Origin of the sequence: Halobacillus sp. GSS1 (assembly GCF_017307035.1) — a bacterium.
Lineage (GTDB): Bacteria > Bacillota > Bacilli > Bacillales > Halobacillaceae > Halobacillus > Halobacillus litoralis.
The window spans coordinates 870621-885244 of the sequence record NZ_JAFLHE010000001.1; the positions used below are offsets into that span (position 1 = coordinate 870621).

The following is a 14624-nucleotide window of genomic DNA, read 5'->3' on the forward strand; positions in this document are numbered from 1 at the left end:
GAAGAATTCTTTGATCTTTGACATCCGGGCGGGCTGCTTTCATTCTTTCATTTCTTCATTCCACTGTTGATTCAATAGATGATTGATCCCAACCGTCCTTTCGACATCCAGCACAAAAGCAATCCCTCTGCCCGGCTCATCGAGTCTTGCTCCTCGTTCAATCGCATGCAGGACTCCATCACACTTTTCCTTCACGATTAATGTCAGCACAACTTCTTTTTCAGGTTCGATTAATATATTAAAGAGCTTCGCCTTTTCATGTATACCTGTTCCACGTCCTGTGATGATGGTACCGCCCTCTGCTCCTGCTTCTTTAGATGCATCCACGACTTTTTCTGCATCTCCTTTATTGACGATTGTCACAATGAGATCATAGGAAAGTTTCTGCTTCTCCACCTGCATCACATCCTCACTTGCATTTTGTTCTGATTCAAGTCCTAGTCCAATCATATGATTGATGCCGCTAATATTTTTCGTGTCGATGACAAATCCTATGCCCTGCCTCGGACGGTTCAGTTTTGCTGCATGGATGATGGCATCCATGACCGAATCATAAATAGAATGAGAGACAAGAGTTAAAATGACTTCCCGCTCCCTTTCTACAGGTATGCCAAGAAAACGCTTCTTTTCATCCATTCTGAAACCTTTCCCAAAAAGAGTCGTCCCTCCCTGAGCACCTGCAAGAGTCGAGGCATGTACGACTTTTTTGGCTTTTTCTTTTTTAACGATCGTTACTATGAGCTTTTGTCCGTATGTTTTCTTTGTCATACTGTTCCTGCTCCTTTCTCCTGTAGATCACACCTAGTGTAAGAACTGAAATAATGGGTGCCAAGGCTACGAGAGCAACCATTCCAAACCCATCTAAGAGCGGATCGCGACCTTCGGTGACAGAAGCGATGCCTACGAATAGACTCAGAATAAAAGTGGCGGTCATCGGACCTGTGGCTACTCCACCAGAATCAAAAGCGACCGATGTGAACGTTTTATTGGAAAACCGAACGATGATCAAAGCGAACAGGTAACCAGGGACCACAAAATACCAAATAGGGATTCCGATTAAAATACGCACCATGGATAGAGCGATGGAAATGCCGACACCGAATGAAAGGGTATAGAGCAATAATTTATGAGGGATATAACCTCCAGAGACTTTTTCAACCTGATGGGTCAACACGCTGACCGCAGGCTCTGCATAAATGGCCACAAAGCCGAGAACAAAACCGATGGGTACAAGCAGCCACGTGTGTTCTATCGTTCCAAGTTTCTCTCCCATCATGCTTCCAACGGGCATAAAACCGATATGAACCCCTTGCAAAAACAAGGACAGACCTGCATAAGTCAAAAAGAAACCAACAAGGATGTCCTGTAATTTTTTCCATGGAAGTTTTAGAAAGACAAGTTGAAAGAGAAGAAATAAGAAGAATAGTGGAATGAGTGCTGTAGCGACATCAAACAGGACGTGCCAGAAACCATCGAAAATTTTAATGTTCACCCATAAATCACCCCTAAAAGGAGAACCGATAAAATCGGGCCGATCGATGCCAAAGCGACAAGTCCAAATCCATCACCCGATGAAGTTTTGCCACGCATAACCGAAGCCACACCGACCCCGAGTGAAAGAATGAATGGTACGGTCAAAGGCCCCGTGGTGACTCCACCTGCATCAAAGGATATCGGGACGAAAACACTTGGTGTAAAGGCCGCCAGGAGAAAGACGAGGCCATACCCTCCTGCAAGTAAGTAAACCATGTTGATACTGAAGATGATTCGAAACATGGCAAGAGCGACAAACACTCCTACCCCGATCGCTACGGAAAGGATAAGAATGTCCATCGGAATCTGTCCACCAGAGACCTGATCTACCTGAGAGGAAAGTACACGGACATCAGGTTCTGCTATGGTCACGACAAGACCTAGCAGAAATCCGAAAAAAATGATCAGCCAGACTCTTTTTGTTTTAGACAAGGCTGAACCGATCATTTCCCCTATAGGCAACAACCCAATATTGACCCCGAGCAAAAACAACACCAAGCCGGCTCCGACCATCCCTGCGCCGATGATGAATTGTAAGAACATGTCCAACGGGAGCCAGACTAAAGTGAATTGAAGGATAGTGATGACAATCGTGATGGGGAGAATGGAGAGGACGACTTCAAGAAACGTCTCTTTAATATTGTCCATCTAAAGCCTCCTAGGAAAAAGTTGAGGAGCTTGTCTATGGATGTTCCGTTTCTAAAAAGTTTTTCTGTACTCATTATATCATTAAAAACATGCAATCATGATAAAGATCAGCGACTTACCTTTTCACATCGGTAACCGTTCACCATTAGGCACACGGACAATGACATCACACTCACGTCCCTTTCCGTTGAAACAGATAAATCGTTCCAGCGACGAAGATCAGGAAGCACACAAATAGATATGTTCCGAGTGCGAGATCCTCCTGTTCCACAGGCTCTCCTTTGTCCAGGAAAGAACCTGATGCTTCCTTCTTTTCACTTCGGTAAGTGTAAGCAGATTCCCTCTCTGCTATTCTATAAACACCCTTTCGTTCCTCAACAGCAATCATTTCTGTTGTGGGATGGCCGGCTAATTTATAATAGTCCGTCCCTTTTTCAAAAACATTGGAGAAATTCCCTTCATACTGTTGCATATCCGAATAAGCGGTCACTTCGCCGATCCTCTCTTCCACTTTCACTTCTGCCGATTCTTCTTCAACAACATAAATGAAACCATCATAGACGACAAAAGGATAGGCCCATGATGTGGCAGAAGCCGTTGTTGATAAATAGAAATATGGGAAAAGTAAACAACAGAGCATAACCAACAGCCTCATCGTTTCCCTCCTTTTCACAATAGTCGTCTGAATATGGAATAAGTTGCAAACAAATTATTTTGAGACACGAAATACAGCTGATATGATAAATGTTGTTAAAGAAGGAAAGGGGCATTCTTGCCCATATATTATAAGTGAAATAGAAAAGAGGTTATCCTATGTCTGTAAAAGGATTAGCAAATACGAAATTCTCGGTCCTCGACCTTGCCCCGGTGATTGAAGGCGGGACGCCGGCGGATTCTTTCCGAAACACGGTTGACCTTGCCCAACATGTTGAAAAATGGGGATTCACAAGATACTGGATGGCCGAACACCATAACATGCTATTTATCGCAAGTTCCGCAACTTCTGTTGCCATCAGTCATGTGCTGCACAATACGGACTCCATCCGGGTTGGCTCAGGCGGAGTAATGCTTCCGAATCACGCGCCGCTTGTCGTCGCAGAACAATTCGGCACACTGGAAACTCTGTTTCCCGGACGTGTGGATTTAGGTCTCGGACGTGCTCCAGGAACAGACGGAATGACAGCCCGGGCTCTAAGAAGAAATTTGGATTCTGATCCTAATGAGTTTCCTGCGATGCTAGATGAGTTAAGAGGCTATTTCGCCGGAGATCACCATATCCGGGCGATTCCTGGAGAGGGACTCGACATTCCGGTTTGGCTGCTCGGTTCTAGTGGTTTCAGCGCACAACTTGCCGGACAGCTTGGACTGCCTTTCTCTTTTGCCAGTCATTTTTCACCGAACAATACACGCGGTGCTTTAAATTTGTACCGTTCCAGTTTCCAGCCTTCGAAAACTCTTGATGAACCCTACGTCATGGTAGGCGTCAATGTGATCGCTGCAGATACAGATGAAGAAGCAGAAAGGTTGGCAACTTCCCTGCAGCAACAATTCCTGAATCTCGTACGAAATACGAATCATTTGCTCCAGCCCCCGGTTGATGACATGGACGAAGTATGGACAGCCCAGGAAAAAGCTGCCTTAAGACAGCAACTTGGTGCTTCCATTATCGGAAGTAAAGAGACGGTGAGAGAACAATTGAAGAATTTCCAGGCGGAAACCGAAGCTGATGAAATGATGGTCATTTCACAAATTTACGACCACGACGCACGTCTGCGCTCCTATGAGATCATTTCTGAAATAATAAATGAATGATTGCGAAAGCTTTCATCCTGGCACAAAAGTCCTTCTGTTCTTCAGAGGGACTTTCCTTTATGTATAAAAAAAGACAAAGACCCCTGTATCTGTCAGGAAAGGAAGAATCGCATAAGCTCCATTGCCCTTTTCGATTTCACCCATCCCTGTAACAAACAACAAAAAACCTAACATCAACAGCATGATAGGCAGGAGCCGGAAATGCTCTGTCCATAAACCATAACCGCTCAAAATTAATACAAGCCCCCCAATAATAAATCGCAGGATCGTTAAGTTTCACAGACGTGATCCATCCCCAATTCTCCATTCCAAATCTACCTCAACCTCCCAAAAACCCGCCTATAAACAAGGCTAACGCGGTACTCAACAGGGCTGATATCACCCAATCTCTTTTTTTCGTTGTCTTCAATAACACATTCAGGCTTGCACTGATCCCAAAACAGATCACAAAAGCCAAGAACACCATTGAGATCCTGTACATACCGACATCCTCCTAAGTCAAAAGCAATTGAAAGTATGTCTCCGTTTTATGCCATGCATGATTCAATTCGATGGAAGCCGAAACCAAGATGTAAATAGGAATACACAATGCAGGGAGGATGACAGGTAACGACTCCTTAACCATATGCCTTTGTTTTTTGAATAAATAAAAGGTTAGAGTGGTGGTTATGACAAGAAATACTCCCGTCATCCAGAGGGTAGACAAATGGCTGTGCACATTTTCCACACCAAATCGGAAGGACTCTAAGTCTTTTTCATTTCCTTCTGTTTCTATGATGGTCAATATTCTGTTATCCCCTTCAATCAACCATGTGTATGTATCCTCATTTTTGGTAACTTGATAATAATAACCGGCTGCCCCCTCTTCGCTTATGACAAATGGGCTGGACGCTTGAGCCGGTATGTTTAAAAAAAGAAGACCACAAAAGAATAGGAAAATGACCCTACTCATTCAGCACCTTCGTTAACAAGCGAATGCCTTCCAACACTTTTGCATGATCCCCGCCGTTATTCCTCGCATGAAGCAAAACAGGACGGACCGATTCCACCGAACGTCCAAATTCATACATCCAGTCGTATCGGGGCACCATCCATAAATGAAAATGGTGGGTCGTGTCTTCGTTGTAAAAGTAATAGACATGCTCAATTCCTAACACTTCTCTTTGTGCCTTTCTGATCTTCGTGATGAACGTGATATAATCGTGTTGTTCCTCTTCTGTCAATTCATCAAGGCCCTTAATATGCCTTTTGGAAGCTACAATAACTAACCCTCTAATCGGATAAGCGACATCCTGGTGTGCATGGAAATGCTCTGTTTCTGCAATGACTCCACCTTCCGGTTCCACTTTACCGCTTGTCAAAGCGCAACTAAGACAGTCCACTTCCACCGTATTTCCATTCGCTAATGTAATTGTACGCATACTCTTCCCCCTTTTTCATTTTTTCTGTTTATATGATCAATCACGTTAATCACATTGGCCAAACTCCTATCTTAAGTGCGCAGGCCCCTCGATCAGCGGCGTATGGACTTTAGCTATGCTCGTCAGGTCCTATCCACTCCATAAAAGCCTTAAACCGGATACTACAAAGATCCTGTCATACTCTTTAATCACTGATATGGACCACCAATCTTTAACAGTGCTCTATTAAGTGAGGTCGGAAATAAGACCGATTAGCCTTCCAATCCCTTTTATTAACCAAATAACCATTCGAATTGGGAGAATGATCAGTTCAGGTAACCAGAGCACCAGCTCAAACAGTACGTCAAAAACACTTGATCTTTCCGTGTTTTGTCTTCGTCGTTTCAACACTTCCTGCTTACTTTTCAACCATTGTCTCATTTGCGGTTCCTCCCTATCTATCCTACGGTTACTTCTGATGGAAGGTTTCACAGATGAAAAAATTTCCTCGTTTCACCTCTATTCATTATATACAAACTATGTACATAAGAGGAGGTAGATGTTGATGGGAAAAAGAACGTCACAGATGAACGCAGCGAAAACGAACAATAAAACTCCGAAAGAAAGTCTGCCGATTGAAGAAGAAGTCGGACACCGCACCAACAAGAATCGACCGAAGCAGGGACCTGGAGCGAACGAATGAAAAAAATCCAGAGGAATCTTCCTCTGGATTTTTTTATTCGAGCTTTATTTGAATTTTTTCCGTTTCATCTTCCGGAACGTTTACCCACAGTTGTCTATTTTCTTTATCATAATAATAAGCCGCCGGTGTGTTCCACAAATCACTTTCTTTTGCGACAGGTTCGTATTTTCCGTCAGCCGCATGTATTTTTCTTGGTGTGTCCACATCTTCCAAATGCAGTAAGGATATCCCTTCCGTTTTTTCCTCTTTTTCCACTTCGAGCTTCACCTTGTTCCTTTTCAGAATGCGAAAATGTTCATTATGGTTATCACTTTTCTCCAATCTGACGTTTGAAAGGCGGACAGTACTTCCCTCTGCCCCGTCAATTGAAGCTCCTATTTTCAAAACATTGTCTCCTTTTGAAACGACATTTTGAATGGTGACTTTTTTTGTATTCGGATTAAATGTCCGCTTGTGAACCTTTTCCCCATCTCGGACATACCATATCCCTTCTGCGTCCCCTTCAATATCCACATCCGCGCTCACCGTATAAAAGCCTTTCTCCACAGCTTGATAGTGCCATGATTCTGAGACATAGGCCTCGTTCCCTTTGAAGACCATTTGATCATCTTCCAGGTGCGTGTTCGATATGTTGCCTCTGGTCCATTGAGAGAGATCCAGCTTTTCAACCCCATTGTGAGGAACAGCTTTCCTGATGGAAACAGAATCCAGACTGAAGTTCCCTTGCTCTGCCCCTACTTGAACGATATTCGTCCCCTTATTTAATTTGATCTTCACGGTTTGGTCCGCCCAATGCCCGTCTGCTTGAGAGAGCATGACCGATTCACGATCGATCATACTTCCCTCCTCTTCGTTTCTCACTTGAACGAAGGCCTCTGTCTCTCCAGTGGCAAAATATTTCAAATCTATCATGTAATCTCCGGTTTCATTGGCATCGATCGCATAGGTGACCTGCTCATCGTTCGGACCTACATCCTGTAAATAACCGAACCCTTCATGACTGTCCTCCGCCTTCGAAAATACGATTCCTTTCGAATAAGAGGCTGTTTCTGCTTGAAATACCTTCTCCGTATTCTCAGGCGTCACTTTCAGAACGACACTATCGTGTGGTTCAAGCGTCACCGCATGACCCGACTGCATACCTAAATCTTTCTGTTTCCAGACATCACGGACGAACCCCCGTTCCACTCCTATTTCTTTATAAAAGTCGAATTGATATGAACGTGTTTCATCACTTCTGTTAAACAAGGCGACAGCCCATGAACCGTCCGGAAACTGCCCGACCCACCTCTCACTATCCCGGCTTCCATCTTGACTATAATGATCTCCCGTATAATAAATGGGTTTGCCTGCGAACCCTCGTCTGTTGAATTCAATCAACTCCGAGTTTTGGTAAAACTCATAGTTGTCACCAATCGTATCAAATTGGTCTGCGATGGCGATCGGTGATCCTGCCATGGTATAGAGGGAGAGGGTCGACTTCTTTTCATGCTCTGAATGGTCCCCGATGAAGGTATTCAACTTAAGAAAGTCACCATCCAAAATCATGCTGGATCGACCGCTGATGTCCGAAAAACCGGTAAAACCCTGGAAAGAATTGGCCCACTGAGACCATCCTTCCTGCCATGTCTGTCTTCGGGCACTAATATGATCCCAGCCACCCCCGAATGAGTCTTCATTGATGCGGATCATATCCCCATATTGAAGCTCAAGTTCTCCATGATTGTACAAATGCGGCATGACAAGGCTTAAGAACATTTCATTTTCCTTCGCCGCTTCTGACATCCACTTTAACTGGGTTTCATAATGTTCTCTTCCATGAGCTTTACCAACACGACCGATATTCGGGTCTGTTCCATCCTCATACCAGGAGAGGAAATCGACGCGCAGAAAGTCCGCTCCCTGCTCCTTGAAGAAATCGATATATCCTTTGATATATTTCTCCGCATCTGGATGCTCTACATTCACCCAGTACAACGCGCGCGCATTCCCCTGTCCTCCATTGAACCGGTCCCCATCTGTCGGGTCATCCGGATCTCCCTGGTCGATCAATTCAGCGACATAGGTAGGCCCGTCCGGATTATTTTCCGTGCCTTTGACAATGTATTGATCCGGATTTCCCACGACTTCCGGACTCACCCACAAAGGGTTATAATAAATGCCGAAGTCCATGCCCCGCTGTTTAATGTAATCTCCCCAAAACTTCCACGTATGGCCATTCGGATATTTTTCTGCAGGATATTGAAAAGAGCTTTCTTCGTCTTTCTGTCCTGATTTATAGAGTTTCACATCATCAAGCTGAAACGAACTGTGCTCACCGGATGCATCAATGTCGAAGGCGATGGTGAGCTTTCCGTCCACGACATCTGCGTCCATTGTAAATAGACCATAACGGGGCTCATCGTATTCATTGGTCAAACCTTCATCCAAACGTAATACGTTCTCCATGTCCCCATTAAAACCGTTCAGCTTCATGAAAGCTCGGCTCGTCCCATTGGTATAATTGTCCGTATCATTAGGAAACTTCACCCGGGCCTCTACTGTGTAACTTCCATTTTCTAATCCTTCTACTGTCTGTGAAACTCTTGCTGTAAAAGGATCTGGATGATAGACATATAATTTTTGTCCGTCATAAGCATCATTCGCGTCCACCCCGGAAAAAGCCTCTGTCTCAATGGTCCATCCTTCTGCATTCCCAAGCTCAAAGTCACCGTTAAGCAGCAATCCCTTGTTTTCGAATTCTCCTGTTTCCATATTCAACGGTCGGGACATCCAGTTATCGTTATGAGAAACGACATACCCATTCTTATTCAGTAATGTTGCGCCTTCAATCCATCCATCAGTAGCAATCATGTCGTATCCATAGGATTTAAAGTTTTCCGCCATCCAGTCGATATTCGCTTTGAATCTGTCTTCCGGCATGTATGTATTTTTATCATGCTGATGTTCATAGGTAGAAAAATACATCGGGCCTGCACCTTGTCTAGTAAATGAACTATCCTGAGCAGAAACGGAGGTGGTAAGGAATGTCGAAACAGCAATGGCTGACAAAACGGCAACAGGTACGCGCAGGTTAGATTGACCCTTCTTCACTTGTTTGGATTTGGCCATGAGGATTCTCCTTTATTATAATTTTGGAAATCAAGGAAAACGTTTACTCTAAACTTATTGTAAGCGGTTACAAAAACCTTGTCTACTAAATTCTGAAAATTAAAACAATAGTACTGTATCAGAAGATCCTAGCAAGTTCTGTTTTCGAGTAAACGTTTAACCTCACCAAAATAAAACCGCGACCTAAGTAAGGTCGCGAACGGTATGTCGCTCGATTATTTGATGGGGCATGATGATGCTCTGAGGGTTCGTCCCTGACTTCATCATTCCGGACAACATTTCCACAGCTTTTTCTCCCATTTCTCTAAGCGGCTGGGCGATGGTCGTGAGTGGAGGGATGGACATTTCAGCTATTTTACTATTGTCATAACCAATAATAGAAAGATCATCCGGGACTCGAAGTTTCCACTCATAAGCGGACGAAAGGGCCCCCACCGCCATTTCATCACTCGCTGCGAAAAGAGCTGTCAAGAGCGGGTGCTCAAGCATAAGTTCAGGAAAAGCTACTTTGCCATGTTCAAAAGAAAACCCACGCGCATCAATTACGGCATCACTCCGAAGACCATGATCTTCAAGAGCTGCTTTGAACCCTCTGATACGGGGGCTTCCCGCAATAGGATCCTCTTCCATACCGCTGATCATCCCGATATCTTTATGCCCTTTTCTTATTAAATAGGAAGTTGCTGCATAAGAAGCATCATGATCATCTACTTTTACGTAAGGAAGAGAATACTTCGCAGACTTTGTCGAAACAAGCACTGTAGGAACATTCATTTTCTTTAAAGCTTCGTAGTACTCATCGGTCAGGACTTCGCTTGCGAATATCATTCCTTCCACACGCTTTTCATCAAGGAGGTTGAGGTACTTCAACGTCTTTTCACCTTGAGATGCCGTGTTGCAGACAATCACACTCTGCCCAAGATGATGAGCCACTTCTTCAATCCCATGCAGGAGTTCGGAAGTGACCATCCCTGATATTTCCGGGAATAATACTCCGATGGTTTGTGTCTTCTTATTAATCAATCCTCTTGCAAGCGCGTTTGGTCGATACCCTAGTTCATCCACAGCCTTCATCACTTGCTGACGTGTTTCCTCTGAGTAGCCTTTGGAGGACTGATTCAGGATTCTTGAAACGGTCGCGATGGAGACGTTCGCCTGCTTAGCTACATCTTTTATAGTTGCGTTCATCTTCATTCCTCTTTTCCCTTCTGCTTCCCTATCGTAGTCATTCTACTTCCGTATCCGTTTCTCCTTTTTCTAAAAAGGAAAACGAAGCTCCAGAGGGGCTCCGCTTCTCTTCTATCCTATGAATACCATCGGTGCAACACATGGCTAACCACAGATGTACCACTGGTTTCGACTACCAAAATGCATACGTCCCTTTTGGAACAGTCTCCTCATTCCATTGTAGCAATTCGTGTGTAGATCTCATTCAAGTTGGTATATCCTTCTTCCTTTAATTGTTTGATACAAGCCACCCATAATTCAGCGGTTGCCAAACTATCATAAAGCGCATGGTGTCGTTTTTTTATATCAATCCCATAATGCTCACAACATTCATCTAACGTCGTCAGCCCTTGCTGGTTAGGAAGAACCTTTGTTAAAAAGGCTGTGTCGACAATTCTATGCTGAAACCTTTTTCTCAAAGCGATCCATGTCGCATGATTCATGAATTGCTTTTCATGATTCGCATGATGAGCGACAAGCAAATCCGCTTTCACATACTGATAGAAACTCTTCAAAGCGTCGCGAAGTGGTGGGGCGTCTTCGATCATGCTGCTTGTAATCCCCGTCAACTCTTCAATCTCCTTAGATGGCGCAGCATCAGTTCCGACCAGAGAGTAAAACGTTTGGCTGTCGATTATTTGATCCCCCTTAACTTTCACGGCCCCTATAGACAAAATCTGATCACCATTGTAAGGATAAAAGCCGGTCGTTTCCAAATCGAAAACCGTAATACTCAAATCATCAAAAGGAAGGTCGAGAGTGTTTGCGTTCTTCATCTCTCTCTCAAGGTTCCTTAAATAAGCCATATTCGACGGATCATTCTGATTCAATGAAGAAAATCCACCGCCGATTTTACCGGACAAATCTTTAACAAACTGTACAAAAGGGTTCATCTTTGACCCTCTTTAATAATGGTTTTCGCCATTTGATGGAGTTTTTGAGCCCGTTTGACCTGCTTTTTCAATTGCTGTTTTTCCTCTTTCAATAACTGTTCTACTTTGATCACGTGGACATGTTGATAATCCCCCGCATCTTTTTTCAGTTTCAATCTTTGCTGCAGGAATTGCCGGAAATCATTCTCATAGTCAGAAAGTGTGGGATAAAGAGAACGCAGCGCTTCAAATCTTGATAATGTTGAAGAACTAGTAACATGATGAAAAAGCGAAAGAATTCTTAAAGCATTAATGTAAGGAAAATAGACCGTCTGTTTCAGATTGAAATGCCCCTTTTTCTCACCACTGTAATCCGGTAGCAGCTGCCCGAAAACTCCTACACCCTTTTTTACGTAATTGACATTATCCAGCAACCTAGTCAAAAGCGCCGGTTCTTCATCGATCACCGCAAAAGATGCCTTTTTGACTTGAAACAGCAGATCTCGTTCCCCCACCAACACTCTAGAGTCAAAGAAAATAAGGAAATGGCGCAGTGCCTGCCACTCAGCCTCTTTCAACCACTCTGTAATCTGCACCGTGAACAATTCCATGGATTGACACCACAATGGATTGGAAGCCATCACGTTCCCCTCGCACCTCTCATAGCCGACGACAGCCATCCCTTCTCTGATTTCTTTCCCCAGCAATAAATAATAGTCCTGGTGCTTCTCATCCCCATCAAAAATAATTCCGTGATCCTGATCACTCCATAACGACTGCTCATATCTTCCGGCACTTCCCATCAAAAAAAATGCAAAAGGAGCAGGAGGAGGCCCCTGCTCACGTTCAACCTTTTCTTTTGCCAGATGGAAAGTATGATGAATCAATTGGTCGTGAAAAGCATTCAACTGCAAATGATCACCGCTTACAGATTCAATCATCTCTTCCCGCCATTCTCTGATTTCTTCATATGTCTTAAACATCCATTCCATCCTTTTTCATTACGTCTTTATGCTCCTGATTTCGTCTTTTGAGGAGGCGTTAAATTCTCTGGATAACCATAACCGCCGTGCTCACTTAAATCGAGCCCCATGATTTCTTCCTCTTCAGATACACGAAGTCCACCCATCGCCTTATCCATGATTTTCAGAATGATGAAAGAAACGAGAAACGCATACAACCCACTACTTACAACTCCGAGCGTCTGTACCCAAAGTTGCTCGAATCCACCACCGTAAAACAGGCCGGGGCGACCTACAGAAGCAAGCTCTGGTGTTGCAAACAGACCGTTCGAAAGCGTTCCCCATACACCGACGACACCATGAACAGAGAGAGCGAAGATCGGGTCATCAATTTTCCTTTTATCAAAGAAACGCATGCTGAAGAATACGATTCCTCCACCGATCAATCCAATTAATACCGCTGCCCAAGGTTCAACGAAAGCACACGAAGCTGTAATTGCTACAAGACCGGCAAGAGCACCATTCAGGGTTGTCGGTACATCTGCTTTTCCTGTGACGGCCCAAACCATCAGCATCGCACCGATGGCTCCAGCACCTGCTGCCAATTGGGTGTTAAGAGCGACATAACCAAAGAATGCATCTGCTACGCCGAATGTACTTCCTGCATTAAATCCGAACCAGCCGACCCACAAGAGGAGGACACCTAATGCTGTAAACACTTGGTTATGGCCGGCAATTTCATTGGAAGAACCATCTTTGTTGTATTTCCCGATTCGGGGTTTCAAAATAATCGTTGCCGCTAAAGCTGCCATAGCACCTGTCAAGTGGACAACCGTTGAACCGGCGAAATCCTGCTTCCCGTGTTCACCTAACCAGCCGCCGCCCCAAATCCAGTGAGCAATCACCGGATAAACGAGAATAGAAAATAAAATAGCGAAAATTACGTAGGCGACAAGTTTTGCTCTTTCAGCAAATCCACCGAAAGCAATCGTCATCGCAATGGCTGCAAACGCCAGCTGGAATAAAAAGTCTGTGGATCCCGCAAGACCTTCTCCCATCGTCGTTGCATCACCGTAAAAGAAATTAGAGAAGCCAATAAATCCATTTCCCTCACCATAAATCAGGCCATATCCTAATGCCCAGAATACCACAGAAACGATACCTATAGTAAAAACCGTCTTCCCTGCAATATGACCCGCGTTTTTCATTCGTGTCGACCCGGCTTCCAGTAGTATAAATCCTCCCTGCATCAATAAAACGAGGATCGTACAGACGATGATCCAAAGATTGTTCATTAAAAAAGTTGCATCCATTCTCTTAACTCCCCTTATGTTAGATTTTATAACATTTTATGTTATTAAGCATTGTATCAAAGTCGCAATATTTACACAACTATAAATGTCAGGTTTCTTAACATAGGGTATGAATGGAATTTTCTTAAGTTGCCTTGAAAGGTAGCCCCATCGTGTTTTTTATTAAAAAAAACAAAAAAGATCCCCATCTTTTAGATCAAGGGATCATTCTACTCCGTTGACTCCATGGAGGAGATTGTATTTGGAATGTTTTTGAAGTAATTCTGAGACAGTTACGAATTGATACCCTTCCTTTTTCAATTTAGGGAGAATCTGCTTTAATGCTTCAATCGTCTGCGAACGATCGCCACCAAAATCATGAAAAAGAACAATGTCTCCATTCCTCGTGTTGTTTAATACGGTTTTTACGATATTGTGGACACCAGGCCTTTTCCAGTCTCTCGTATCTTGATGCCAGGACCACATAACAACCATATACCCTTCCTCATTGGCTGTATTGACAATAATGTCGTTATACACACCTCCTGGTGGACGAAACAACCTCGGAGGAGCTCCTGTCAAACTCTCAAGAACTTCTGCTGTATTGTCCATTTCATGAATCAGCTCTTCTTTAGTGATCCCTGTAAAGTCAGGGTGATGAAAGCTGTGGTTAGCAAGCTCGTGACCACTTTTCACCATCGACTTGATGATCGAGGGATTCTCCTGAGCTCTTGATCCAACTACAAAAAAGGTGGCTTTTGCGTTGTACTCCCGTAAAATATTCAGAATTTCAGGCGTGTACTCAGAACTTGGACCATCATCAAAAGTAATGGCGATATACTTTGATGAAATCGGAACATCCCAAATCGCCGTCCCCTGCTGTTCATAATAATTTCTGGTATGGTTTTTTGCGTAAACGCTTACAACACTCAAGTGAAAAACAATGAGAAAAAGTGAAAGATACAGGATGATTTTTTTCAAGGGAAGCCCCCTTTCTTTTTTGATTAGTTTGCGGGTAAAAAAGCTCTCTTATCCAAGCTAAAAAACGGAAAAAGCCAGCCCCT

Annotated in this window: 16 protein-coding genes; 2 read left to right on the forward strand and 14 right to left on the reverse strand. The window is 43.9% G+C overall.

The window, feature by feature from the left end; genetic code table 11:
- Positions 1 to 39 precede the first annotated feature (39 nt).
- The 4 genes from J0K78_RS04600 to J0K78_RS04615 form a co-directional block, all read right to left on the reverse strand.
- A complete protein-coding gene (locus J0K78_RS04600) occupies positions 40 to 768 on the reverse strand; it encodes a P-II family nitrogen regulator (RefSeq protein WP_206945605.1) in 729 nt (242 codons plus the stop codon).
- Positions 722 to 1492, reverse strand: coding sequence for a DUF1538 domain-containing protein (locus tag J0K78_RS04605; RefSeq protein WP_206945606.1), 771 nt, complete (start codon positions 1490 to 1492; stop codon positions 722 to 724). Before J0K78_RS04605 ends, J0K78_RS04600 begins: the two co-directional genes overlap by 47 nt.
- Positions 1489 to 2181: a DUF1538 domain-containing protein gene (locus tag J0K78_RS04610; RefSeq protein ID WP_206945607.1), complete on the reverse strand. Its 693-nt coding sequence runs from the start codon at positions 2179 to 2181 to the stop codon at positions 1489 to 1491. The genes J0K78_RS04605 and J0K78_RS04610 overlap by 4 nt, the downstream gene beginning before the upstream one ends.
- A gap of 172 nt (positions 2182 to 2353) precedes the next feature.
- Positions 2354 to 2836 (reverse strand): hypothetical protein, encoded by a 483-nt coding sequence (locus tag J0K78_RS04615; RefSeq protein ID WP_206945608.1) that lies wholly within the window; start codon positions 2834 to 2836, stop codon positions 2354 to 2356.
- A gap of 158 nt (positions 2837 to 2994) precedes the next feature.
- Between J0K78_RS04615 and J0K78_RS04620 the strand changes: the two genes are divergently transcribed.
- On the forward strand, positions 2995 to 3993 hold the full coding sequence (locus tag J0K78_RS04620; protein WP_206945609.1) for an LLM class flavin-dependent oxidoreductase: 999 nt from the start codon (positions 2995 to 2997) through the stop codon (positions 3991 to 3993).
- 57 nt (positions 3994 to 4050) lie between these two features.
- On the opposite strand, the gene J0K78_RS04625 is transcribed toward J0K78_RS04620, so the two are convergent.
- From J0K78_RS04625 to J0K78_RS04640, 4 genes are all read right to left on the reverse strand, one after another.
- Positions 4051 to 4224, reverse strand: coding sequence for a hypothetical protein (locus J0K78_RS04625; RefSeq protein WP_206945610.1), 174 nt, complete (start codon positions 4222 to 4224; stop codon positions 4051 to 4053).
- 262 nt (positions 4225 to 4486) lie between these two features.
- Entirely contained in the window at positions 4487 to 4945 is a 459-nt protein-coding gene (locus tag J0K78_RS04630; RefSeq protein ID WP_206945611.1) for a hypothetical protein, read from the reverse strand.
- Complete coding sequence (locus J0K78_RS04635; protein WP_206945612.1) at positions 4938 to 5414, reverse strand: HIT family protein; 477 nt, start codon at positions 5412 to 5414, stop codon at positions 4938 to 4940. Before J0K78_RS04635 ends, J0K78_RS04630 begins: the two co-directional genes overlap by 8 nt.
- A 225-nt stretch (positions 5415 to 5639) precedes the next feature.
- Positions 5640 to 5834, reverse strand: a complete 195-nt coding sequence (locus J0K78_RS04640; RefSeq protein ID WP_206945613.1) for a hypothetical protein — start codon at positions 5832 to 5834, stop codon at positions 5640 to 5642.
- Positions 5835 to 5958: 124 nt separating this feature from the next.
- On the opposite strand from J0K78_RS04640, the gene J0K78_RS04645 reads away from it, so the two are divergent.
- On the forward strand, positions 5959 to 6096 hold the full coding sequence (locus J0K78_RS04645) for a hypothetical protein (protein WP_167356029.1): 138 nt from the start codon (positions 5959 to 5961) through the stop codon (positions 6094 to 6096).
- A gap of 33 nt (positions 6097 to 6129) precedes the next feature.
- Here J0K78_RS04645 and J0K78_RS04650 read toward each other — a convergent pair whose 3' ends face one another.
- The 6 genes from J0K78_RS04650 to J0K78_RS04675 all read right to left on the reverse strand — a co-directional run bounded on the left by J0K78_RS04650 (position 6130) and on the right by J0K78_RS04675 (position 14541).
- Positions 6130 to 9207, reverse strand: a complete 3078-nt coding sequence (locus tag J0K78_RS04650) for a hypothetical protein (protein WP_206945614.1) — start codon at positions 9205 to 9207, stop codon at positions 6130 to 6132.
- A 183-nt stretch (positions 9208 to 9390) separates the two neighbouring features.
- Complete coding sequence (locus J0K78_RS04655; protein ID WP_206945615.1) at positions 9391 to 10395, reverse strand: LacI family DNA-binding transcriptional regulator; 1005 nt, start codon at positions 10393 to 10395, stop codon at positions 9391 to 9393.
- 209 nt (positions 10396 to 10604) lie between these two features.
- Complete coding sequence (locus J0K78_RS04660) at positions 10605 to 11327, reverse strand: exonuclease domain-containing protein (RefSeq protein WP_206945616.1); 723 nt, start codon at positions 11325 to 11327, stop codon at positions 10605 to 10607.
- Positions 11324 to 12289: a DUF294 nucleotidyltransferase-like domain-containing protein gene (locus J0K78_RS04665; protein ID WP_206945617.1), complete on the reverse strand. Its 966-nt coding sequence runs from the start codon at positions 12287 to 12289 to the stop codon at positions 11324 to 11326. Before J0K78_RS04665 ends, J0K78_RS04660 begins: the two co-directional genes overlap by 4 nt.
- A 26-nt stretch (positions 12290 to 12315) precedes the next feature.
- Entirely contained in the window at positions 12316 to 13581 is a 1266-nt protein-coding gene (locus J0K78_RS04670; protein ID WP_206945618.1) for an ammonium transporter, read from the reverse strand.
- Positions 13582 to 13785: 204 nt separating this feature from the next.
- Positions 13786 to 14541 (reverse strand): polysaccharide deacetylase family protein, encoded by a 756-nt coding sequence (locus J0K78_RS04675; RefSeq protein WP_206945619.1) that lies wholly within the window; start codon positions 14539 to 14541, stop codon positions 13786 to 13788.
- Positions 14542 to 14624: the final 83 nt, after the last annotated feature.